Here is a 553-nt window from a genome sequence, read left to right on the forward strand (position 1 = left end):
CAAACTTTGGCTGGAGAAGGACTCTTTCTGTATTTGGACTTTGACAATGTCATCAAGAGGTAGACGGAAGTAAACCGTTGAGCCCTGGCTGTACTTCAAGGCGCTAGTGCTTGCATCGATATATAGCGTTTTAGGATTGAACGCGCGGCGCGTGAAGTACGTTGAGAGCAGTTTAAATCCTACTATCGTGAGTGCTAAGAGTCCAAACTCGACGAGCTTGTCTGCTAGGTAGGAAAAATAGAATAGCGACAACGATACCGTTCCCAGCAATAAAGGGTTGTTCTTGGGCAGATTTTGTGAAGTTTCATGGATGATCATCCGACATATCCCTCGACTTTATTCAGAAGCGACGAACGTGAGTTGGTAGACACACACCTTTCGTTCTTTGCCTTGCATGCGCAATGTTTTGTCACCGACGTAAGGGATCTTTAGTTTTTGGATCACCGATTTAGAACGCTGATTATCCACTAAATGCATCACGGTTATTCCGTTTAACTCAAAGTGCATTCGAGCAAATTCGAGTAAGGCTTTGGCGGCCTCGAATGCATAGCCT

General features: G+C 45.0%; 2 protein-coding genes. Both read right to left on the reverse strand.

The window, feature by feature from the left end; translation table 11 throughout:
* A partial coding sequence (locus R7040_RS29070; RefSeq protein ID WP_318097989.1) for a hypothetical protein occupies window positions 1–318 on the reverse strand: 318 nt, incomplete at its 3' end.
* Between the two features lie 18 nt (window positions 319–336).
* On the reverse strand, window positions 337–553 hold a 217-nt coding region (locus R7040_RS29075), incomplete at its 5' end, for a GNAT family N-acetyltransferase (protein ID WP_318097991.1).

This window comes from Vibrio sp. 1069, from assembly GCF_033340555.1.